The sequence below is a fragment of the Serratia sp. Je.1.23.a genome (assembly GCF_051129805.1).
GTDB lineage: Bacteria > Pseudomonadota > Gammaproteobacteria > Enterobacterales > Enterobacteriaceae > Serratia > Serratia liquefaciens.
This window is the reverse complement of the sequence record NZ_JBCPSR010000002.1, coordinates 123836-146293: the sequence shown is the minus strand read 5'-3', so window position 1 is coordinate 146293 and position 22458 is coordinate 123836. Positions and strand designations below refer to the sequence as shown.

The window sequence follows — 22458 nt, the reverse complement described above, 5'->3', positions numbered from 1 at the left end:
CTCCGGTCAGGCAATTGTACGGCCACCATCCATGAGGATCGTCTGTCCCTGGATGTAAGAATTTGACTTATCAGCAAGGAAGATGGCCAGGTTTGCGACATCATCGATTGTGCCCAGACGACGGACCGGAATTTTCTCCAGTACTGCGTCTAAATCTGCCTGCGTCGGGTAATTAACACGCATCATTTCGCCGGTGTCGATAAGACGCGGCGCGATAGCGTTGACGTTAACACCTTTTGGACCCAACTCCTTTGCCAGACCACGAATAAGGCCTTCCCCCCCCGCTTTACTGGCTGGATAGCTCACCCCCCCGCCGGTACCTGACAGCGCAGAACCGGAGGAGATGTAAACGATTGAACCCTGGTTAGTTAAGAAGTCATCGTAGAAGGCTTTGACCGTATTGAATAAACCCGTCAGGTTGATTGAGAGTGTTTTGTTCCACTCTTCGAAAGTAATGTCTTTGACTTTATTAGCAAAAGCGACACCTGCGTTCAAAACCAGAATGTCGATACGGCCATAAGCCTCGATAACTTCTCTGCGCACTTCAGCCAGTGCCTGCGGATCAGATACGTCCGTTTTGACAAAGAGCGATTTAACATTGCCAAAGGTCAGTTCTTCCGCAGTTTTGATGCCATTAGCCTCGTTATAATCGACAATGACGGTATGCGCACCGCGTTCGGCGAATTGTTTTGCAATTCCTTTACCAATCCCATGCGCACCACCGGTAATTAGCGCAACTTTACCTTCAAAATGACTCATCGGTTGTTCTCCTGAATCTTTGTACTTAACGTGAGAGAAATCCCCACGTCTGCGGTCTACATAATGATTACGCGCTCAATTAAGAGCGCGTGAATGTATGTTGGATACTTAATGCATGACAGACTTTAATGCCTGATAGCTTGCTTTAGGGTTGTCATTAAATAATGCGCCACCGACAACAATTAAATCAGCACCCGCCTCCTGTACTTTTTTTGCTATTTCCAGATTAACGCCCCCGTCGACTTCAATTTGAATGTGCCGGCCAGCAATCATTTCTCTGGTTTTCTTAATTTTCTCGAGGCTTTTCTCGATGAAAGTCTGCCCGGGTTTCCCCGGGTTAATGGTCATAATCAGGATGTAATCAATATCGTCCAACAAATATTCCAGAACGCTTTCAGGCGTACCCGGATTGATGACCACACCGGCTTTTCGCCCGGCCTTTTTTATTTTCTGTAAAATAAAATGCACATGCGGCGTTGATTCATAATGCACTGAGATCATTTCTGCACCAGTATTGATAACATCATCAATATGTCTTTCAGGATTAGCCAGCATCATATGTACGTCGAAAGTCATTTTGCTGGCTTTTTTCATTGCAGAAATTTGATTCGGCCCAAAGGCAATATTATTTACAAAGGTTCCATCCATTAAATCAACATGCAATATTTCAGTGTTCTCTTCTTCTAAAAAACGGAGCTCATCTTGTAGACTTAAGATATTCGCACCAAAAATTGATGGTAAAATCTGTGCCATGGTAAGCAAACCTCATTTTTAAAATCAATGGAATACAGTGCTCAACCAATACGTCAATACTTCCCACGGGCCAGTCAGTACAAAGTCCGTACCCTGCCCCTGCAAGCCGACGCCTGCGCCATGCAGGAATTGGGTTGCACCCGGAGCCACATACCCTCCTAAATACATCACGACAATACTGAACAGTAAGGTTGAAATAATTGAGCGGATGACGTTTCCGTTGCTGGCCATTACGGTCATGGTTGTCATATAGATGATTGACATCAGAACGCCGATTGGGAAAATCATGATCCCCGGTAAAATCAGTGCGCAAAGCATGGTCAACGGAATGGTGATAACGGTGACGGTGATGGTCGCTGGGTCGCCCAGTGCCAGTGCACAGTCCATACCGATGTTCAGTTCGGCGTCTTTACCCATCTGCTTTTGCATAATCTCTTTGGCACTTTTCCCAATTGGAGACAGTCCTTCCATCAGGACACCCACCACTTTAGGCAGGAGCACCATTACCGCAGCCACCCCCATTGCCATCGGGACAATAGTGGTCACAGGCTGTTTAGTCAGCAGTCCAAGCAGACAACCTACAATGACACCGATGATAGCGGGTTCACCAAAAACACCCAGACGTTTCTGTACGCTCTCCAAATCAACGTCGAGCTTGTTCAGGCCGGGGATCAGGTCGATAATTTTATTGACCAGCAGTGCAAAAGGTAATGTCCAGCCTATATGGATCATGGTGGTACAGGTCGTCCCTTCCAGGCCATAATATTTCTGCCAACGGGGAGCAATTAAATCGCCAATAAACAGAGCGATAACGCTAAGTGCGACTGCCACGCCAAAACCGATAAAGAAGCTGTCAAACACGAAATAGGCCAGCGCGCCGGGAACCAGGAAGTGCATATAATTCCAGATATCAACGTTCAGCGTTTTGGTTAATTTAAGCCGAACAAGTAGCAAATTAAGAATAATACCCACTGGAACAACTAAAGCGGCAAAGGGTGCCACCCATGCGGCCGCTCCCACCGCAGGCCATCCGATATCAGCCACAGTGAATCCGCTTCCCAGTTTTGAATAGTAGGCAATTGCCGGCTGCAGGGATGTACTCAACAGATTAACAACCAAACCTAAACCAATGAAACCGATACCCACGGTGATGCCAGACTTAATGGCAGCACCGACTTTCATGCGGAAAACCAAACCCAAAATGAAGATGACAAGTGGTAGGATTGCCGTTGCCCCCATGCTTGTTATCGTTAGCATTATGTTTTTTAACATGTCCATCTTGTCATCCCCTGTGTTTTCTTATTAGTTTTTAGCCAGCTCTGTTAATAAATCCCCTAGTTTTTTTCGTAACACAGCTTCATTAATCCCGGTGATAAACCCGGCCACACTCATATGCGGTTTTCCGATATCACCTTTGTAGTTATTCGTGGTTAAAATCACATCAGCATTCTGTAATTCAGAAGGAAGTTCTGACATGCTGCATTTATTTATTTTGAACTGAGTAATGCCATATTCTGTACACACGGATTTCACTTCATCAGCAGCGATAGTTGACGTTGCGACACCGCTCCCGCAGGCTACGAGGATATTAATCATCATTATGCTCCTGAACTCTTATTGCATGACGGTGGAAATAAAAAGTGCCTGCGCTTTCTCGGAAGGAAGCTCAAGTAAATTTTGATAAAAGTCTTCCATTTGAAGATTACTAAAAAGGGCCTTCAGCAGTTGCAACTGATTAGCCGGATCGGTAACGACCAAATTGATAATGAGTTTGACCCACAATTTATCGTCGCCATCAGCCTGATCAACCTGAACCGGTTCAGGTAAGCGAATAATATAAATCGACGGGCTGTTGGCTTGGTTGCTGTCGCAATGTGGGATCGCCACAGAATAACCATCAAGCAAAATACCGGTTGGATACGTGGCTTCGCGTTCGCGCAGTGCTGCCAGATAGGTCTTTTTCACTATCCCTTCTGAATACAGCTTTTCATGGATGTGCTGCAGCACCTCATCGTAATTTTTGAATGCTGCACCATCTGCAACATTAATAGCGACTGTACTCACCTTTTCACCTCTCTTTTTGCTCATTGGAGCAAACACTATCGATCACATGAGCAGTTATAGCATGCCAATTTTCCGCGCAAACAGAAAACATGCAAAAGTTATAAGCTGATCACAAAATAAATGCATAAGTGCACGCAAATAATTGCTCATATGAGCAATATCGAGTAATTCATCTTTTAGATCAATCAAGTCAATCGGAGAGGGGAAGTAAAATTTTTATTATAAATCAGACGGATAATAGATTTTTTGAAGGTTTATATATGCGAACTGACCTATGTCAGAGGATTTGGCCATGCTCTGATCTAAGTCATGAGGGTTTACAGAATGACTGATAGCAGTGCCTAATGCATGCCTGAGAGGAAGGTGATCAAGGGCGCGGGCTACGCCCCTGTTGCTGATGTTCCGGGATCTATTTCAATCAGGAATTGACAAGCTTCACCGCAGTATCGAAGTCAGTGATTAACACATCTAAAAGGCCTGACTTCAGGGAAGCGACGATGCCTTCATACTTCTGTTCTCCCCCCGCCACACCAATCACGGTTTTCGTGTTACGCAATTGTTCGGTTGAAATACCAAACCCAAGACGGCTCATCGGGCTATCAAGGATCTCGCCTTTACTGTTAACGAGAGTAATGCAGACATCCGCAGCGATATCTTTCTCAAACAGATTTTTTTGCCACGACTCGGGAAAAATATCACACAAACTGGATGAGCCCGTTTTCCAGGCGCCAATACCGGTGATGACAACATCCAGCTGAGAATAATATTGTTGGGTATCCACCACAGCCGGATCACTGGCAAGTTTTTGGGCCAGGCTTTCATCATCCACCCACATCGGCACATACATAGGATGTGCCTTGCCCTGAGAGATAGTCGACAGTCTGTGGATAAGGTCGATCGGGCCCTGGCTAAATTCAATGCCCGGATGAACGCCAGATAGCTGCACAACATCTAATGCAGGCAAGCTGGTGAGTTGACTCACTGTGCTGGATAAAACGCGTCCCCAGGCAATACCAACCTTCATTCCCTCAGCGAGATTATTGTTGAGATAACTTGCAGTGATACCCCCCAGCTTCTCATTCAGTTCTTCCTGATTGGACCAGGATTCTGACACGGAAAGCACGATTGCCTTCTGCAGACCATACTTTCCGCAGAGATTAAGTGCGATCTCTTCGTCAAGCAGTTGCTGCTTTGGAAAGAGAAACTTCACATACTCTTCCTTTATTGCCTCATCGATAAGACGCGCCGCTTTAAATCTCGAAATCTCGAGTTCTTCAGCAATCTCAGTTTTGGTCTTCATCTCAACAAAGTAACGTCGGACGACGAGAGAATAGATATAGCGGGGATCGTAACCTGACCAGCGGCTGTTTTTTATACGTTTAGGCATAGAGCATTCCATCTTCATCCAAAGACAATATCAGCTGAGTTAAACTGTTACCCCTGCAATTTACTCATAAGAGTACACTTTTACCTGCTCTTTTGACATGAGCAAATGAGTCTTATCTTTTGGCGGTGTGATAGCTGACACATCTGATGATAATGGGTGAAGAGACCAGAGTTTTTTAGACGGTGGCAAGGCTTTACATTATGTGCTCTCAATCAGTGACGCTGTGGCCTGTGATTTCTGTTTTTTGGCGTGAAACGGGTTACATTGCTCATGTGTTCCTCGCAGATAAAAATGCCCATCGGGTGCGGCCTGAGTTCCACCGGGACAACCATTCATCCCAGATTTTCCGTTTTTTCCATTAAGACCAGCCCCACCGTTTTGATTACCGATTACCACGGATCCCCCTTTTCCTCCAGTTCCGCCTTTCCCGCCTTCACCTCCCTGACAGGCAAACGCTATAACGGAAAATCCCGTTAAAAAAAGATAAGAAAACAATTGAGCTCTGTTCATGTCTTTTCTCCAGGTTGCATCGGGTTTCGTTAGTTAGGGTAGCTGATTTACATTTCAATCCGTTCACTTTGCGCTGCGCCATTCTAAAGCAGTACAAAACACATAGCGAAAAGATCTGATAGCCACATAAACACAAGATAAAAATAGGATTTTAAGGGGTGTACTCATAAAATCCCCACATCCATGTGTGAATTTACCCATTTCGTAGCCAGTGACTAAGAAACTATTTACACGCTATAAGATTGGCCATCTGTTGCTGGTCCGGCAGACCGACGATCTGTTGAAGCATGTTGGCGTGGTTAAGATAATAAATTGCTGGCGTACCGCTTGCCCCCACATCCTCCATCAATTTCTGGTTGTATTGGATCTGCGAGAAAATCGGCTGCGGCGTTTTCTCCAAAAGTGCAGGCTTGTTTTTGCCACCCGACAACTCGAAATCCTGCCAGACCTTCGCGGGGTTTTCAGAAGACAATATCGCAGCCGCGTAACGGCCACTGTCGGGCTGCATGACACCCACTAACTGCGTTTTCATAGCGATTTTATTGTCCTTAATATAGGGCTGCACGTCCTGTCTGAATTTTGTACAGTAAGGACAGAAAGGATCGGCAAACACGACAATCTGACAATTTGCATTATTACTGCCTTCCGTGATACCGGCAGCTTTGGACAGTGTTTTCCACATCTCGCGGCCAGCAGGGATGTAAATCTCCTCTTTTATGACCTGTTCGCTGAGGTTACTTCCATTCTCATCGTACATATAACCTGATATGGCATGTTTTTTATCGGGGGTCAGATAAATTGTCACCCCCGTTCCCTGATATTTTCCCAACCAGCCCTGGACCCCGCCGGGAGCCGTGAAGGGTTTGATTATTTCTATACCTTGTTTTTCCAACTGCTTGATCGGTGCGGGAAGCGCTGCGGGCGTTGCTGCCTGAACCTGCGAGCCGATAAGTGCAGCAGATAACGCGAGGATGTATTTGTTCATTCTTATCTCCATATAATACGGCCCTGTTACGAACCGTTGTAGGTACTGCTGCTTTCAAAATTCAGGTAGCATCGCCAGAACTGGCACTCAATGCCTTGCTTATGCGGTTGAGCCCCTCAGCAAGCATAGCGCGTGGACAAGCCAGATTAAGGCGGATGTGCCCGTCGCCGTTACTGACAAACATTTGCCCCCCTTCAAGCAATACACCCGCATGTCTGGCGAAAAAGAGGGTTACCTCTTCCTGATTACTGACATCTACCAGACGAGAGATATCAATCCAGGCAAGATAAGTCCCTTCAGGAATGATAAAACGGGCCAGCGGATGATATGTCCCCAGGTAGTCCTGCAGAAAACGGAAGTTCTCGTCAATGTAGTGCCTGACCTGAGTCAACCACTCATCGCACTCGGACCAGGCGGCCTTGTTAGCCACCAGGCTCAGCGGAGAGATAAAATCATCATGCAGGCGAAGCCATTCGGCTCTCACTGAGGCATCAGGGATCATGATGTTTGCCAGCAGGTTACCCGCCAGGTTGAACGTTTTGCTGGTCGACATGCAGGTGATAATTTTATGATTTTCAGGAAAAATTGACGCGGCGGGAATATGCGTGACGCCCGAGCGGGATAAATCACAGTGGATTTCATCAGAAATAACCCACACATCATGTTTAAGGCATAACGCTATCATTTTCTGCAACTCATCACGTCGCCAAACTCGCCCGGTGGGATTATGCGGGTTACAGAGAAAGAAGGCTTTAATTCGCTGCTGGTCATCGCTCAGGGCTTGTTCCATTGCCTCAAAATCTACCGCCCAGTGGCCTTCGTTATTTCTAAGCGGGCAATCGACGACGCGACGACCGCTATAGTCTCCGGCTTTTTTAAACGGTGCGTAAGAAGGGGTCAGGATGAGGATGCTGTCTTCTTCGTGGGTCAGTAACGGCACCAATCGGTTAAGCGCAGGGATAATACCCGGGGAGAAAACAATGCTTTCTTCCTGAAACCGGTATCCGTAATTCCTTTCACACCAGGCCCCAAAAATCTCATAGTAATCCCTGTCATAAATGCGGGTGTAGCCAAGAATTTTTTTATCTAACCGGGAACGTATGGCTTCAAGCACCGGCTCGGGGGTGGAAAAAGCCATGTCTGCTACCCAGAGGTTTATAAAACCATTGGCCGGTACTTCCGGCGCGGGGCCTTCATGGGCACCAAACATATATTCACGCCAGCCGTCGATGGTTAAGCTGTCTGTCCCTGCCCTGTCCACTGCTTCATCAAAATCGTATTTCATAGAGGTTACCCGATTAGTTTATCCAAAGAGGTCACAGCGTCACTGATTTTGCTAACGATTAGATATTCCATTGCTTTAAAACCTAAAAAACCATTTGTAGAGTGATCAAGTCATGACTGGCACGTTGATATCACTGCCGTATTTTCTGACCCGGTGCCTTGATCACCAACAGAATGCCCGCAAGGACTGCCAGCGTTGAAAATGCCATTCTGAGGCTCAATGACTCGCCCAAAAATGTTACGCCTCCCAGCATCGCCAGACAGGGCACACTCAACTGAACCGTACTGGCTGCAACAGACTCAAGACGAGGTAAAAGTGAATACCACAGCACATAGGCTCCTGCAGAAGCACCCGCACCAGAGAGCACTGCCAGGAGAATTCCGATACCGTCGAAGTGCGCTCCCTGGCTAATGAACGGCGACAACACCAGGGCAAAAGGTACAGCAAGGATGAAATTTGCCGCAGTGGCCTGCGCTGCATTGGGAGAGCGCTTTCCGCAAAGGGTATAAGCCGCCCAGGCAAGGCCTGAAAGCGCCATCAGAACAGCGCTGCCCAAGGGGGGCATTTTGGCACCAGGTAAGAGAAGAGCAGCCATGCCGGCTACAGCCAGCCCAAGCCCCGTTGCTCTGGAAAAAGACAGCCTTTCCCCATGGAAAAGGCCATGAGCCACCATCGCCAGTTGCACAACGCCAAACAAGAGCAAAGCACCTGTTCCTGTATCCAAATGGATATAGGCAAGGGAGAAACACAGGGCGTAGGCCATAAGAAAGAACCCGCTTTTCAAGCTCCAGACGCCCTGCTTTTTCCCCTCACGTCTCAACAACAGTGGTAACAAGACCACCGCCCCGCTCATCAGGCGAAGGTCACTGAACGTCACCGGGTCAATATGTTCGCCTTTCAACGCAATCCGACAGAGCACAGAATTGGCTGCGAATGCCATCATTGCTATCACTATCTTGAATCCAACAGACCGCCCCATCAGCGTGACGCCTCAAAATTAACAAATTACGTGATAATCTATCAATTAGTAGGTAGGATGGCAATGTCTACTTATGGCAGCCAGACACTAAAATGGTACGCCTTTTCAGGTCATGCCTGGAGCATTGGCCTTTATCATTGCCAGATTTATGTGAAGCCGTAGACTTGTTACTAATAAAGGAGAACATATGCAAGATTTCAACGTACTGCTCGAAGCAGCATCAGATTATAACGAATTTGTTGGCAGCGGAGCAGAAGAAGACCGCAATGCATTACGGCATTTTGAGGGGCTTGCCAACGAGGCATTACCTGACGATGTCATCAGTAAGCTCTCGCAACTTCCGGGTTCGTACAGCATTCTGGTAGCTGCTGAAATGTGGTGCCCCGACTGCCATAAAAACTTGCCTGTAATCCATGCCATTGCCGCGTCAGCGCCGGCAATACGTCTGGGTATTATCACCCGCGACAAGGCTGAAGCCGTCTTTAAGGCACACTTTGGTGTCGATAAAGTCAAAATTCCGTTTGCCGTGGTACTGGATGAGAACGCGACTCCGCTGGGGCAGTTTATTGAACGACCTGAAAATGCTACCGGCAACAATGGAGAAGTGAGCGAGAGGTACAAAATCGGTGAGCTTCTGGTCGATACCGCCCGCGAAGTGACTTCAATTTTTCCAGGAAAATAAGAGAGCGTTAAAGTTAAATTAATTGAATCTCAACTTGAAGGTAATAAACCTGGAAGTTGAGCAATGCCAGGGAAATAATAAAAATAAACCATAGCAACAATGCCCTTAGCCCTGCATCTAAGCAGGGCTTTTTTCGCGTAAAGAAAGCATGCTACGCAGTTTTGTATGTGCAATCAAAATGCTACACCCGTTTATTCAGTGGCCAACGACAGCACCAGCAGCTTCGCGAAGCTTTACACGCCCTCTAAATGTAAGCAGAACTCCAGGCAACGATAATCCCGGCAACATATTCCGCATCCTGAGGATGCGTCAGAAGATGATCTGCTTCACCCAGTGAGATAAAGCTTTTGGGGTGTCTGGCGGCTTTAAAAATTTTCTCTGCCTGTTCAATCAGCACGGTATCATCATTGGGAGCATGAAAAATCAGCAGCGGCTTATTCATGGTAAATACCTTCTCCGCTATTTTATGCTCCTGAATGTTATCCAGCATTTGCTTTTTGAGCGTGAATACCCGGCCTGCAAGCTCTACCGGGAAAGCGCCATGGTTCCTGATATCTTCGATATTGTCTTTGAACAACCGCTGTACATGCGTCAATTCGCCTGGCGAACCTATGGTTACGACCGCTCTGGCTTCAGGCACTTTGGCTGCAATAGAGAGGATTGCCGAACCGCCAAGGCTGTGACCGATCAGCAGCGAAGGAGCCTCGTATTCCCGACGAAGATAATCGACCGCGCACAGCAGGTCAGAAATATTCGAGGAAAAATTGGTATTGGAAAAATCGCCTTCGCTGTTGCCTAACCCGGTGAAATCAAAGCGAAGCACCGCAATTGAATTTTCTGTCAGTTTCCTGGCAATGCGTGCAGCACCTTTCAGATCCTTCCCGCATGTAAAGCAGTGCGCCAACAGGGCAAAGGCTTTTGGATTTTCTGGCAATTCAAGCAACCCGGCAAGTTCCTCACCTTCTGCATTTTTGAAGGTAAATTTCAATTTTTTCATTATGTTAACTTTAAGAATGGTTGAATTACAAGCAAGATGCCTATCAGCCGCCCCATCATGGGGCGGCTTTGCGAGGTTACGACGAGCTTATCTGCGAACGGCCATGATACCGGCGTCGACATCCCAGATTGCGCCAGTCACCCAAGAGGCTTTGTCGGACAACAGGAAGAAGATGGTATTGGCCACATCTTCCGGCGTGCCGACACGCCCCAGCGGATGGAAAGCGTTCAGCGATTGCATTGCGCCGGCAATGTCTTCTTTCGCCATGAAGCCTTCATAAATCGGGGTATGCACGATCCCTGGCGAGACCGCGTTCACGCGGATACCCGCACTGGCCAGCTCAATGGCCAGGTTGCGTGTCAAGGCGTGGAGACCGGCTTTGGCCATGGAGTACGCGGAAGCCGGTGAGTCGCCGAGTGCGGCTTGCGCGCCAATGGAGCCCACGTTCACAATCGCCCCTTCACGGCCGTCGGCCAGCATGTTCTTCACCACGTCCTGCGTGATGAAGAAGGTTGCCCGGTTCAACATCAGGTACATGTCGTAATCGGCTTCCAAATGCTCGGTAAAGCCTTTCGGCATGAAGATCCCGGCCGCATTGACCATCAGGCTAATATCGCGATGATTAGCATTAATCTCCTGACGAATGGCGTTCATGCCCTCTTCGGTCATCAGGTTTGCCGCAATCACGGACACGGAACCCAGTGGGCTCAGCTCTTTCTGAACCGCTTCTGCCTTGTCTTTTTTATTGCCCGTCAGTACCACGCTGCCACCGGCTTTCAGCACCATACGCGCCGTTTCCAGACCCATGCCGCTGGTGCCACCCACGACAAGCATTTTTTTGCCTTTAAAGTAATCGCTCATTTTGAACTCCGTTATTTGCAGGGTAGATTTGCCGGCAGTCATGCAGCCGGCTCGTTCAGGTTTCAGATGCTGCAACCGTCAGCGCCGCAGGTCTGGCCGTCGGTTTTTGCCAATTCAGCCGCTTTTTCTTCCCAGACTTGCTTCAACGCGTTCAGGAAGTTGTCCGCAGATTGCGCGCCGCTGATGGCATATTTTTCATTGAGCAGGAACAGCGGGACACCGCTGACCCCGATCGACCGGGCATGGGCTTCATCTTCAGCCACCGATGCACGGAAGGCCTCATTGGCAAGGGCACTTTCAGCGTCGGCTCTGGACATGCCCACTTCTGTAGCTAACGCAATGAGCTCCTGCGGATCGAAAATGGAACGCCCCTCAGTCACACTGGCCCGATAAAACCGTTCTGCCATGGCGTCGCCCATATTGGCGTGACGTGCAGCCGCGAGCAGCGTATGGGCATCTTCGGTATCGCCAAAGAGCATGGTGTCAAAGTTATACTGGAGCCCTTCTGCCTTCCCGGCCGTGCCCACCTGATTCATCATCAGTTCCGCCCCATGTTCCCCGCCAAACTTCTTGTAAAGGGCTTTGCGGAACGGCACGGCAGGCCGGTCGCCGGAAATACGGAAACTGTGGTGGCGGACCACGACCTGTTCCTTGTGTTCAAAGGCGGCAAGGCCCTGTTCGAAACGCTTTTTGGCAATCCAACACCAGGGGCAGACCAGATCTGACCAGATATCTATCGTAATAATCGGCTTAAGGGTTTGCATATTGGCTCCTGAATACCCCATTAATGTCGTCTGGCGGTGCCTCTTTATGTGAGCACCGCAAATACCACCGGCTTCGTGGCGTTAGTTGGCTTCCCAGGCGGGATAATCGGTGTAGCCTTTTTCCGGCGACCCCGTCACGCCGTAATACGTCGTGCGATCGCTTTCAGCCAGCGGCCAGCCGTTCTGCATTCTTTCGACCAAATCAGGGTTGGCGATGTACGGCACGCCAAACGCAACAAGATCCAGTTCGTCTGCCTCAAGTGCGGTTTCGGCAATCTCGCGGGTGAAGCCGCCGGCGGCAATAACGGTGCCCCCCAGAGTTTTACGGAACGCGGCTTTGAAACCGGCAGGTACCGGTGCCTGGGTATAAACAGGTTGATAATAGAGGTGCACATAAGCCAGCTCACGTTGGCCGAGGGCCGCAGCGATACTGGCCCAAATCTCTTCTTCACCTTCATAAGGCGCCAGGTCGTAAATCCGCCCGAACGGTGAAATGCGCAAGCCCACCTTATTGCTACCAATAGCCGCAGAGATGGCATCCACCGTTTCCAGCAGGAACCGCTGACGGTTTTCCACAGAGCCACCGTATTCATCAGTGCGAGGGTTCAGTTCACTGCTGAGGAACTGGTCGAAAATGAAGCCGTTCGCCGCCATGATTTCCACGCCGTCAAACCCGGCCTCCATTGCCAGACGCGCTGAATGGACAAAGTCAGCGGTAACGCGTCGAACTTCTGCGGTTTCCAGCGCACGCGGCTGGCTTGGAACGACAGGCCCCGGTTCGCCAGAATCGGTCAGTGCAAAGACGGTGGTGTTAACCGCTTGTACGGTACCGGCGGAAACTGGCGCGATGTTGCCCGGCTGAATAGAGGTATGAGACATCCGCCCCACATGCCACAACTGAGCAAAAATACGACCGCCCTTCGCATGTACCGCATCGGTCACTTTGCGCCAGCCCTGAACGTGTGCAGCGTTGTAGATCCCCGGGGTATACAGATAGCCGCGCCCTTCTTCAGAAACAGGCATGCCTTCGGTGATAAGCAGCCCCGCAGAGGCGCGCTGGGCGTAGTAAAGTGCAACGACGTCATCCGGCACGTCGTTCATTGTGCGGGTGCGGGTCATCGGGGCCATGACCACGCGGTTTTTTAACTGCATGCCTGACAGATTGTAGGGGGTGAACAACTTACTCATCGTATACCTCGCAAGGCGAAAGAGAGAAAAGCCCCGCTGGGGCCGGAGTTAATACTTAGCGGGCCGGGGAGCTGACGATCGCTTCCTGATGCCGGTTAAGCGTATGGCTGCACTATACCTACCTACTAGTTGATTGGTCAATAGGTAAAAGAACAAATCATGCTGTCCTTTTGTCACCGGATACAGGCACAGGGAATGCTGTGTAAGGTGAGCTCCCGTCGGTGAGATGGTCGTCATCCTGTGAAATCAGGGAATTACAAATATCATTATTGGGCGTTATGGAGCTAAGACTGGCCGGTTCAGGGCGGCGAGGAGTCTTTCTCTCCCCTTATCATTGGGATATTAATCACCCCGATGGAGAAGAGTAAATGTCCAAACTTCACCTTACTGTTATCAGTACATTATGCTTGGCGTTGTCGAGCCAGGTCGCTTTTTCAGCCAGTTTTACGCTGACAAGTCATGAGCTTGAAAAAAACCGTTTCCCCGCAGCTCAGACCCTGAGTTCACCTTATGGATTTGGGTGCAGCGGTGGAAACCTTGCCCCCTCTTTTAACTGGAGTGGCGCGCCGGCAGGAACTCAAAGCTTCGCTCTCAAAATTTATGATAGGGATGCGCCGACAGGCCTCGGTTGGATCCACTGGCAGGTGGTGAATATTCCCTCATCTCTTCACTCGTTACCGGCTGGGATAACGGCGGATAACAAAAATCTCCCGCAAGGGGCTCTTCAGACCCGGACTGATTTCGGTATCCCGGGTTATGGCGGCCCTTGCCCGCCGAAGGGTGAAACGCACCGTTATGAGATCACGCTGACGGCACTTCGTGTCGACAAACTTCCGGGAATAACGGCGGACTCGACGCCCGCCCTGGTCGGCTTTATGGCAAAAGCGAACTCACTGGGCGAAGCGCATCTTCAGATTACGCAGGGCCGCTAACCGCAGCCAGGTTGCCGATAGCCTGGCCGGAAACCCGGACCAGGCTGGGGCTGAATCCGAAGCGAGTTCGAAATCTGGCGGCGAACTTAGACGGATTTTCATAGCCGACTTCCAGGGATATGCGGGTGACTGAAAGATCGGTCACCTGCAAAAGTGTCAGGGCGCGGCACATGCGAATGTCAGTCACCAGATGGGTAAATGACGTATTTTCGGCATGCAGATGGCGTCTCAGGGTGGTGGCCGACATACCCAATTCAGCCGCTACCTGCGCAGTATTCCAGTCTTGTGATATGTCTGCTGCAACGAGTTTGCGGATTTTTATCGCCAGTCCGGTATGTTGTTTCAGCGCGAAGAAAATGCGGTATTCATCCAGCCAACTCAGCATCTCTTCCATACGCCTGGCCACGATACTTTCAGGTATGTTTTCAGTATCTGTAATGGCCTCCGCGGTGTGATAAAAGGCCCGGCGAAAACTGTTGCCTGGCTCCGCCATTTTATTTGCTTCGTGCATGCTCATACGTGGGGCATGCATGAAGCAGTAGTTTTGGACGAAATCGGCACAAAAACTCAGCCATGATGCTTCGTACGTACCCGTTAAAGGTGATGGTGTATTGATGATATCAAAAGAGTGCCCCTCCCCGATGACCACCGCGTCCCCCGCTTCCAGCGTTATCTCCTCTTGCGCCCAGCGGATTATTTTCCTGCCATGGCGGACCAGGATGATTGTGGGTTCATCTATAGTGATATGGCGCATCATCAGGGGCTGCGTATGCAGTACATGCGCTGTACTCCCCACATTAATACGACTGGATAATGTTCTTTCCATCATCGCCTTACGAAAAGGAATAGGCCTGCCCTGTAGGCCGACACTTTATGGATGGGCTTGCTTTTTTATAAAGTAATCCCGATTTTACAATACGTCAGTGTTCTTATTCAGATGGAGTGAAATATCATAATCCTCAGCACGCCGTCCACATAAGATGACGCTTAGCCAATGATAAAACATGGCATTGTCTTCGCTTAAGCACCTTTATATCGATGATAGCTTTTTATGTTAATTAAACCTACCAACTGGTAGGTAGTATTACTGCAAAGTTACATCCTGCAGGAGTGAATGATGCGTGAATTAACCCTTTACAATGAAGATAATTTTAGAGAAATCGAGAGGCATGAAGGAGTTGCTGTGGTGCGCTTCTCTGCCCCCTGGTGCCCACCTTGCCAGATGAGTGAAGACATTTTTAACCATTTTGCCGAGCAGATTGAAAGCGACGTCAAAGTCGGCAAAGTGAATGTGGATCTGGCACCGGTGCTGACCACCAAATATGAAATTTGGGGCCTGCCGTCCGTACTGATGTTCAAGGATGGGCAGTTGGTCCAGCGTATACCGGGTGTTAAATCGGCAGGGTTTTATCAGCAAGCATTGTCAGAGCTGAAAAAAGGGCAGTAATGCCCTTTTATCTATGTTTAAAAAAGTCTCTTCGCGGTCTGATGCATCATCGGCAAGCGGTTACCCCTCGTTCACAGTGATAACCGCTTTGTTATAAAATAACCGACCTGTCTGCTTAGCGTTATTTATTGCGTTGGAAGGCCGGCATCAACGCTTTGTTATGTTCGATCACTTCATCCAATGCATTTTCAAGCAGTTGGCCGCTTTTGACTAGGGGATTAATAACCAAGGCACGCCATGCCGTATACCGATTACCACTGATGGCTGCCTCAATGGTCAATTGCTCAAAGCTTTTCATCAGTTGAATCAGACGAAGTACATCTTCCGGGAAAGGTTCGACATTCAGTGGTATCGGTCCAGAACGGGTGATCATTGAACTGACCTCAACCGCACAGTCATCCGGCAGGCCCGCAATCGCACCATCGTTTCGCGTATTGACATGCATGATGATGCGTTTGTCGTTATATATTGCGCTCATCAATTCACATGCCGCATCCGAATAGTACTGCCCTCCCCGACCTTCCAGCGCTTTCGGTTTCTCGGCGAGTTCCGGGTTTCGATAAATTTCGAATAGTTCTCTTTCGAGCTCCTTTACGATCTCACCACGTGTCCCTTCCCCTTGTGCTTCGCCAAGCTCCTGACGGTACATGTCGTCACTCATGTAGTAATAACGCAGGTAGGGGCAAGGTATCATTCCCATATTTGCCAACAACCGATCCGGCCATTTGAAAGGAGGAATATTTTTAGGCACCAACGGATCATTACCCTCTGAAATCAGCTCAATGACTTGAGGAAGCTTATCCTTACCCTCATGATAAATATGGCGCGCAAAAATGAAGTGATTAAGTCCCGCGACCTGCATGATAAATTCATTGATATCGCTGACACCTAAAGCACTGGCAATACCCTTTTGCATAATAACAGGCACGTTGCACAGCCCTACGGTTTTGACTGTGCTGTGTTTCAGTATCGCTTCAGTGACCATTCCCGACGGGTTGGTGAAGTTCAGCAACCAGGCATCCGGGCACAGTTGTTCCATTTCTTTCGCTATAGCCAATGCAATCGGGATAGTGCGGCATGCATTGGCAAATCCACCCAGACCATTGGTCTCCTGACCGATCATGTCGTATTTCAGCGATATCCTTTCGTCGCTGATCCGTGCGTCCAGGCAGCCGGCCCTGAACTGAGAACAAACAAAATCGGCACCGAGCAGTGCTTCTGTGCGGTCAAGGGTTTCATAAACCGGTATATCCAGCCCATTTTTTTCCAGCATCCGTCGGGTGAGGCCCGCAATGATCGCCATTTTTTCACGGCCATCCTCAATATCAACCAGCCATAACACGCGGATCGGAAATTCATTTTGACGCTTGATAATGCCTTCCATCAGTTCAGGTGTGTAGCTTGAACCCGCTCCAATAACCACTAACTTAAGACCCTTCATTAGATATTCCCCTCATCGTTGTTGTCAGGACGTCTGTTAGGCCAATTAAAGAGGACAAGGGGCTTAGTGGACAAACGATCAATTCCGGGGTATGCATTACTGTAAATAATGCATAAGAAAAATTAAGAAGGAAAATAATGAATGCTCGCTCAACAGAACATACTGGCACTATTGCATACGTTTGAAACGGCAGCACTGCATATGAGCTTTACTAAGGCGGCGACTACCCTCAATCTGACGCAAGGGGCCGTTAGCCAACGCATTCGTTCTCTTGAATCCATGCTCGGATTCAGACTGTTTATCAGAATGACCAGAAAGCTTCAGTTGACCGATGAAGGGGAGCGTTTACTTGGCGTACTCGCGTTTTCACTTAAACGCATCAGTGATGAAATAGAAGATATTCGCGTGCAGGGGCTGAGAGGAACCTTGTCTGTCGGCCTTCCACCTACCTTCGCTTTTCTCTGGCTGATGCCGCGCTTAACGGTATTTACCGAACGGTGGCCAGGGCTAAATATCAATTTCAGAGTGAGGGCCGGTCTGGTAGATTTTAATCTTGAACGGGTAGATGTCGCTATCTACTACAGTAATCTGAAATACCCCGATCTCTACTGCGAACGGCTATCTGAAGAGACGCTGGTTCCCGTCTGTATTCCATCTCTTGCAAAAAAAATCAGGCAAGCAAACCATTGGTTAGCTGAAGTCCCATTCATTCATACGTCTGAATCCGTTGACTCCCAGAATGTTTTTTCCGAATGGCGAGAATGGTGCAGGGAGTCTGGCAAAAACCTGCCTGTTGAAGATAATTTTTTGAGCTTCAACAATTGTCAGATGTCGATTGAAGCGGCACTCAATGGCGGTGGTATCATCATGGGCAGAAAACGACTCATTCGACATTACCTCGATGAGGGCCGACTGGTTGCCCCTTTTGAAATAGAAATACCCGCCGGGCGAGGATATGACCTCATTATGCCACGAGAAAACCTTAACCGACCAGGCGTTCAGGCTTTGGCCGAATGGGTAAGAAATGTGTTTAACGAGGAATAAAGTCTGTTTTCGTTCTGATAAGTGGCAATGTAAGTCATATCAGACCTAATGCCAGAGAGCATGATGAAAATGTATGTCAGAAGTGAAAAAAGGGCAGTCATGCCCTTTTATATTTTCAACGCGATAACTATTGCGCTTTCAGTTGCTTAATCGCATCCAGCGTACGTGCGGAATAGACAACGGCAGCGCCTGCATTCAGGTTGATTGCCACACCCAGGGCTTCAGCAATTTCTTCTTCTGTGGCGCCAGCTTTAACGGCAGCTTCGGCATGGACGGCGATGCAACCATCACAGCGAGTCGTCACAGCACAAGCCAGTGCAATCAGTTCACGCACTTTCGCGCCCAGGAGGTTGGTCTTATTACCGGCGTTGCCTAAAGCCATGACGCCTTTTAGTGTTTCCGGGGTCAACTTACCCAGATCACCAACACGTTGCATCACTTCTGAGCGGTATTCATTCCAATCTAACATGGGGTCATCTCCAGAATTATTTTCTTTTAACAATCATTAGGATCTGTTCAAGCGTATCGTTGAAAAGCTCAGGCTTATTAATCGCCCGGGAAACAACGCTAGCGCCCTCGCATAAATTCAAAATAAGCAGAGCCATTTTTGATGGCAGCAGGTCAGCAGTCAGCTCCCCTGCATCAACGCCACGGCTGACAATCTTGGTCAACCAGGCAATCTGCATATCGAAATATTCGGTCGCCTGTACTCTGATATTCGGTGGCAGATTGGCCATTTCCGAAGACAAAGCACAGCACAGCGGCATACGCGACGTGCGATAGCTTTCGATGAAAAGCTCCACGTAGGCGGTAAGCATCTGCGCAACCGTATTCTCCGTCGCTTCAATCTGTTCAAATCGGTTTTTGGTATCGGTATGGGCCTGAATCACCACTTGTTCGCCCAAAACGTCTTTGGTTGGGAAGTGGTGATGAATACTGGCCTTAGTGATACCAATGCTCTTTGACAAATCAGCATAGCTGAATGCAGAGTAACCCCGTTCGCGCATCAGATGGTCCGCTTCATTCAGAAGCCTTTCTCGTGTCATGACTGACATATAATCCTCACAATTATAATCTACTAGTTGGTAGATATTATCTGCGCCTGTTGTTCCCTGCAAGGGGACATCAGTTCACAACAGTAATTTAACCTTCTCTGATAACGCGTTTTGGTCGGAGTTAATAGCCATCAGGCAGTAGGGAAATGACAGTGTTCAGGCATTTCCCTCTCTGAGCTTTACCTACACCAACCGAGTATCAATATTGACCGGGTTCGCCAACGTATCGTGGATCGGCGAGCTTTCTGGCAGTGCACGAACCATTTCATCAAGCTGTTCACGGCTGGCGGTCGGACTGGAGAGCTTAACGCCAACACGGATCGCTTTCGCCCCGTTGCGAACTTTTTCGTCAAGACCCAGGAAACCGTTCAGATTAATGTCGAAGTTCAGGTCAAGTTCAATACCATCAAGCTCAATGCCCTTTTCTGCCGCCATCACAGTCAGAGTCGCGGTATAACAGCCGGCAAGTGCCTGCAAAATGTACTCAGCTGGGCCCATACCGCTATCAGTACCCGATAAATCAGCAGGTTCATCGCCAACATTAGCAAATTTTCCGGAGCGACTGGTATCAACCTGGCCGTTCTGGATAGTCGCATGAGTTTCCACACGGACGGATACCCCACCGTTGGATTTACTCTTCATGTTAAAGGTGAGATTGCCCAGCTCTGGCTGCTGGCGAATAGCTTCTCGTGTACCGCGAATAACATTAGCGTCAGCAAAAGGTTTTTTTGAATTAGTCATGACAACTCCTGAAGTGTCGAGTGATCTCAAAGATAAGGTTGGTGCCAAACGCAATCAACCTACTAGATGGTAGATTACTTTAAGATTGAGGTGTTGTCTACCACTATGGGGGCAACTTCTTAAGATAGAGCTACAAACAGGGACGTAAACGTTACGATAACCATAGTGGAGACGGCATGCAGTGATCTCACAGTGCGTTGTCGTCTGCTGCAACATAACAGTACAGGAACGAGTTGAGACCGCACAAGCTGACCTGTTTTAACTGGCATCGTAGCGGGCCTGAAAATCCCTGCCCGCTTGAGTGCAAAGATAATCTGCTCTTCAGTAAATCGTGACTTTTTCATCGGCAAAACCTCCGCTCAGGGAAGTTAATATCACGCCGGATTCTCGTTTCTGAATGGGGCCGGATTTTTGATCAGGTCAGGTCGAATTTTTAACTGAGGCGCCGCAACGCGAGCCCCTTGTTTATAACCCACCCTTACGATTTTTTGGATTTTATGATTTTATTAGAATTATTTAAGGACAGAGACAGTTTCTCAATGGCGAAACGAGGCTCGGATGTATTACGGAGAGGGGGAGCAGCATTTCGCCATGCCTCTATTTCAACAAGGCAATCCCATCCTATATAGCCTTCCGGATCATCATGTAAAAGTATTTGAATAACCCCTGCAATATCGAGAGAACCAGGTACGCCTGCTGCAATAGGTTCAAACTCTTCGGCAGGCAGAAACTCCACGGTTTGAGGACGCCGATGAGAACATAGTTTTAGTTCAGCTAAACATGCACCACGATCGTTCCATATTCTTACTATATCACTTTCAAATAGCCCTCTTTGCAATGCATCATTCGGATGCATCCATAAAAAGGCACGGCCAGTCAATGATGTTTTACCCCGCATACTTTTTATAAGATGTAGTGAGTAACGACGAGAAAGTGGAGAACCCAGCCATTCTATTCCTGGGTCCCACATAGGAAACGCATTATTCGTTGAAATATCTCTAATGCCCAATAATTTTTCACGATAAGAATGAGTTTTTTCAACAGGGCTTATCTCATGTGAGTAAAACAAACCAAAACTGTAATCAGGTTCTTGTGATATATCAAACAAATCTTGAATATGAAAATTTTGATCAGAGAGACCTATGTATGAGTTAATTTCCCCAGAATTAACCATGAGCGGTATAACGATATCAGCATGCCTGGACGTCACAGACCAATTTTCAGCCGCCACGATAATCGTATCCAAACTTTTCCATTGCTGTAAAAAATGATTGATATCAGGATGAATTTTCAAAACATCAATATTCGAGTATATCGCCATTCTAGATTGTGTCAGACTCGTCTCGGCTTTTGTAGCCTTAAAAATATCTAACCTTGAACTAACTTCATTTTTGAGCAACGATGTTTGAATTGGTTTATCAAACATTCCGAATCGGAGGTAAGCTGAGCAAGGAGAAAATTTATTCAGTAGAGAAGCCAATAATAGCGCGGAACGGCAGGTCTGCTCTCCAGAAGATGACTCTGACGCTGAATTACCTATATTAATCAAAACACGTGATGTTGCCAGGCGTAGAGCAAGTTGCTTGATAATTAAAGCATCAATGCCACAAACGCCTTCAGCCCATGTGGCATCGAAGGCTTGCCCATCATGTCCTTCACACAAATAATTAACCAAACTCTTTTCGGGGCGCCATTCAGAAGCTGCAATCTTTATAAGCTCTGTACAAAGAGCTAACAGAAGTGATGACTCAGTTGCGGGTCGAAGCGGTAGCCATACTTGGCTTCCCTCTAAAACATTGACCGGTGCAGCATCAACAAAAGGAATAGCTTTTAAAAACTGTAACAGGTGTGGATGTGATGTGTTTTTTATAGAGTCGTTGTTGCGCATACCCACATTAAAAATAAAATCAAAATTCGCATTACCACCAATAGGTTTCATCAATAAAAGCAAGGCATTGTCAAAACCGATTAGATTCGATAATAATCCGAATACCTTTGGAGTAGATGCATACTTTTTTGGGGATATCCCTACTTTCGAAGAGTTAATGATATTGAGGATTTTATGGGGGAAATTTTGCCACTGTAATCCTGTAAAGCTTGCATTAAAAGCAATTTCCACCGAATTACCCAAAGATTTGATCCTTTCAATTTCCCTTTCGATGAGATCAAACACGATGCTCCATTCGACCTTAACAAAAACATCACTACCCCGACTTCCATTATTTTTGCCAGGATTACCTCGCAACCAACCTTCCCTTATTGCGGGTCCTGCAATTTTTATTTTTTCAGGTTGAATATCCATTTTCTCTCTTTTGATATGGCAATAATAATGATGTTTTGGATCGAACGATTTACCAGCGCTGGTAAAAAGGCGATTTAAGTGCTTTACGATCAGTAATAGTGTACACAAATTAATATGTTAATTTACAGTTCAATCTGAACATGAGTGTGATGCACACAGCGCACTAATTACCTTAGTAAAACCTTGCATGCTGCAAGGAAATAACGCGTTAGGAGTATGTAATTATCATAATTAACATTGGCATACCGTCTTGTTTAGTGAACAACCTTACCTACCGACTAA

Annotated in this window: 24 protein-coding genes; 4 read left to right on the top strand and 20 right to left on the bottom strand. The window is 47.9% G+C overall.

Features of this window, described 5'->3' with window-relative positions:
- Positions 1-6: 6 nt before the first annotated feature.
- The 10 genes from AAZT04_RS08445 to AAZT04_RS08400 all read right to left on the bottom strand — a co-directional run bounded on the left by AAZT04_RS08445 (position 7) and on the right by AAZT04_RS08400 (position 8722).
- A complete protein-coding gene (locus tag AAZT04_RS08445) occupies positions 7-759 on the bottom strand; it encodes an SDR family NAD(P)-dependent oxidoreductase (RefSeq protein WP_120150978.1) in 753 nt (250 codons plus the stop codon).
- A gap of 108 nt (positions 760-867) precedes the next feature.
- Positions 868-1512: a ribulose-phosphate 3-epimerase gene (gene rpe / locus AAZT04_RS08440; RefSeq protein WP_159214467.1), complete on the bottom strand. Its 645-nt coding sequence runs from the start codon at positions 1510-1512 to the stop codon at positions 868-870.
- Positions 1513-1536: 24 nt separating this feature from the next.
- Complete coding sequence (locus tag AAZT04_RS08435; RefSeq protein ID WP_020439340.1) at positions 1537-2790, bottom strand: PTS transporter subunit IIC; 1254 nt, start codon at positions 2788-2790, stop codon at positions 1537-1539.
- Positions 2791-2814: 24 nt separating this feature from the next.
- Positions 2815-3108 carry a PTS sugar transporter subunit IIB gene (locus tag AAZT04_RS08430; protein ID WP_024359913.1) on the bottom strand — a complete coding sequence of 98 codons (294 nt, stop codon included), beginning with the start codon at positions 3106-3108 and terminating at the stop codon, positions 2815-2817.
- 18 nt (positions 3109-3126) lie between these two features.
- Positions 3127-3576, bottom strand: a complete 450-nt coding sequence (gene gatA, locus AAZT04_RS08425) for a PTS galactitol transporter subunit IIA (protein WP_434679675.1) — start codon at positions 3574-3576, stop codon at positions 3127-3129.
- 418 nt (positions 3577-3994) lie between these two features.
- Entirely contained in the window at positions 3995-4963 is a 969-nt protein-coding gene (locus AAZT04_RS08420) for a sugar-binding transcriptional regulator (RefSeq protein WP_015697025.1), read from the bottom strand.
- Between the two features lie 198 nt (positions 4964-5161).
- Positions 5162-5473, bottom strand: a complete 312-nt coding sequence (locus AAZT04_RS08415) for a hypothetical protein (RefSeq protein WP_071825604.1) — start codon at positions 5471-5473, stop codon at positions 5162-5164.
- A 223-nt stretch (positions 5474-5696) separates the two neighbouring features.
- The gene (dsbG, locus tag AAZT04_RS08410) at positions 5697-6458 is read right to left on the bottom strand and encodes a thiol:disulfide interchange protein DsbG (RefSeq protein WP_120150980.1); all 762 of its coding nucleotides are present in this window, start codon (positions 6456-6458) and stop codon (positions 5697-5699) included.
- A 61-nt stretch (positions 6459-6519) separates the two neighbouring features.
- Positions 6520-7743 carry a MalY/PatB family protein gene (locus AAZT04_RS08405; RefSeq protein WP_015697022.1) on the bottom strand — a complete coding sequence of 408 codons (1224 nt, stop codon included), beginning with the start codon at positions 7741-7743 and terminating at the stop codon, positions 6520-6522.
- A 130-nt stretch (positions 7744-7873) separates the two neighbouring features.
- Positions 7874-8722, bottom strand: a complete 849-nt coding sequence (locus AAZT04_RS08400) for a DMT family transporter (protein WP_159214469.1) — start codon at positions 8720-8722, stop codon at positions 7874-7876.
- A gap of 187 nt (positions 8723-8909) precedes the next feature.
- On the opposite strand from AAZT04_RS08400, the gene AAZT04_RS08395 reads away from it, so the two are divergent.
- On the top strand, positions 8910-9404 hold the full coding sequence (locus tag AAZT04_RS08395; RefSeq protein WP_120150983.1) for a thioredoxin family protein: 495 nt from the start codon (positions 8910-8912) through the stop codon (positions 9402-9404).
- Positions 9405-9648: 244 nt separating this feature from the next.
- Here AAZT04_RS08395 and AAZT04_RS08390 read toward each other — a convergent pair whose 3' ends face one another.
- From AAZT04_RS08390 to AAZT04_RS08375, 4 genes are all read right to left on the bottom strand, one after another.
- Positions 9649-10401, bottom strand: coding sequence for an alpha/beta hydrolase family protein (locus tag AAZT04_RS08390; RefSeq protein WP_007374395.1), 753 nt, complete (start codon positions 10399-10401; stop codon positions 9649-9651).
- 87 nt (positions 10402-10488) lie between these two features.
- The gene (locus AAZT04_RS08385; protein ID WP_032693564.1) at positions 10489-11262 is read right to left on the bottom strand and encodes an SDR family NAD(P)-dependent oxidoreductase; all 774 of its coding nucleotides are present in this window, start codon (positions 11260-11262) and stop codon (positions 10489-10491) included.
- Between the two features lie 62 nt (positions 11263-11324).
- The gene (locus tag AAZT04_RS08380) at positions 11325-12026 is read right to left on the bottom strand and encodes a DsbA family oxidoreductase (RefSeq protein WP_032693563.1); all 702 of its coding nucleotides are present in this window, start codon (positions 12024-12026) and stop codon (positions 11325-11327) included.
- 81 nt (positions 12027-12107) lie between these two features.
- Positions 12108-13214 carry an alkene reductase gene (locus tag AAZT04_RS08375; protein WP_032693562.1) on the bottom strand — a complete coding sequence of 369 codons (1107 nt, stop codon included), beginning with the start codon at positions 13212-13214 and terminating at the stop codon, positions 12108-12110.
- A gap of 368 nt (positions 13215-13582) precedes the next feature.
- On the opposite strand from AAZT04_RS08375, the gene AAZT04_RS08370 reads away from it, so the two are divergent.
- On the top strand, positions 13583-14146 hold the full coding sequence (locus tag AAZT04_RS08370; RefSeq protein ID WP_032693561.1) for a YbhB/YbcL family Raf kinase inhibitor-like protein: 564 nt from the start codon (positions 13583-13585) through the stop codon (positions 14144-14146).
- On the opposite strand, the gene AAZT04_RS08365 is transcribed toward AAZT04_RS08370, so the two are convergent.
- Entirely contained in the window at positions 14130-14903 is a 774-nt protein-coding gene (locus AAZT04_RS08365; RefSeq protein WP_224259091.1) for a helix-turn-helix transcriptional regulator, read from the bottom strand. The genes AAZT04_RS08370 and AAZT04_RS08365 overlap by 17 nt on opposite strands.
- A 360-nt stretch (positions 14904-15263) precedes the next feature.
- Here AAZT04_RS08365 and AAZT04_RS08360 point away from each other — a divergent pair, with 360 nt between their 5' ends.
- Positions 15264-15593 carry a thioredoxin family protein gene (locus AAZT04_RS08360; RefSeq protein ID WP_015697014.1) on the top strand — a complete coding sequence of 110 codons (330 nt, stop codon included), beginning with the start codon at positions 15264-15266 and terminating at the stop codon, positions 15591-15593.
- Between the two features lie 121 nt (positions 15594-15714).
- Here the strand turns inward: AAZT04_RS08360 and AAZT04_RS08355 are convergent, their stop codons facing one another.
- Positions 15715-17034, bottom strand: a complete 1320-nt coding sequence (locus tag AAZT04_RS08355) for a 6-phospho-beta-glucosidase (protein WP_434679667.1) — start codon at positions 17032-17034, stop codon at positions 15715-15717.
- Positions 17035-17175: 141 nt separating this feature from the next.
- On the opposite strand from AAZT04_RS08355, the gene AAZT04_RS08350 reads away from it, so the two are divergent.
- Entirely contained in the window at positions 17176-18078 is a 903-nt protein-coding gene (locus tag AAZT04_RS08350) for a LysR substrate-binding domain-containing protein (RefSeq protein ID WP_434679665.1), read from the top strand.
- Between the two features lie 127 nt (positions 18079-18205).
- Here AAZT04_RS08350 and AAZT04_RS08345 read toward each other — a convergent pair whose 3' ends face one another.
- From AAZT04_RS08345 to AAZT04_RS08330, 4 genes are all read right to left on the bottom strand, one after another.
- Complete coding sequence (locus AAZT04_RS08345) at positions 18206-18547, bottom strand: carboxymuconolactone decarboxylase family protein (RefSeq protein ID WP_032693558.1); 342 nt, start codon at positions 18545-18547, stop codon at positions 18206-18208.
- Between the two features lie 16 nt (positions 18548-18563).
- The gene (locus tag AAZT04_RS08340) at positions 18564-19133 is read right to left on the bottom strand and encodes a TetR/AcrR family transcriptional regulator (protein ID WP_024359925.1); all 570 of its coding nucleotides are present in this window, start codon (positions 19131-19133) and stop codon (positions 18564-18566) included.
- A gap of 183 nt (positions 19134-19316) precedes the next feature.
- Positions 19317-19874, bottom strand: a complete 558-nt coding sequence (locus AAZT04_RS08335) for an OsmC family protein (RefSeq protein ID WP_049132103.1) — start codon at positions 19872-19874, stop codon at positions 19317-19319.
- Between the two features lie 478 nt (positions 19875-20352).
- Positions 20353-22176, bottom strand: coding sequence for a molybdopterin-dependent oxidoreductase (locus AAZT04_RS08330; protein ID WP_434679662.1), 1824 nt, complete (start codon positions 22174-22176; stop codon positions 20353-20355).
- Positions 22177-22458: the final 282 nt, after the last annotated feature.